1 protein-coding gene is annotated in these 246 nt (G+C 62.2%); it reads right to left on the reverse strand.

What is annotated here, in order from left to right:
- On the reverse strand, positions 1–246 hold a 246-nt coding region (locus tag CVH10_RS26315), incomplete at both ends, for a hypothetical protein (RefSeq protein ID WP_369336001.1).

Here is a 246-nt window from a genome sequence, read left to right on the forward strand (position 1 = left end):
CCGTCCGCAAGGCGCACGCGCGCGTGCGGCTTCCCGAACTCGAATGATGATGCAGCCGTCGTCTCCACAGCGATGCCGGCTTTGTCCAATGCTGCGCGATCGCTCCGGTCGAGATCGGATTTGACGAGCGTCAACAGCGTCACGTCATCGCTATAAGTCCGGAGAAACAGCGCTTCCGCCACGCCGTGCGTGTTGGACCCGAGAACAGCGACACGCTTGCCGGTGACTTCATAGCCGTCGCAGATC

It is taken from the genome of Halomonas sp. ND22Bw (assembly GCF_003011945.1).
In the GTDB taxonomy this organism is placed as follows: Bacteria; Pseudomonadota; Gammaproteobacteria; order Pseudomonadales; family Halomonadaceae; genus Halomonas; species Halomonas halophila.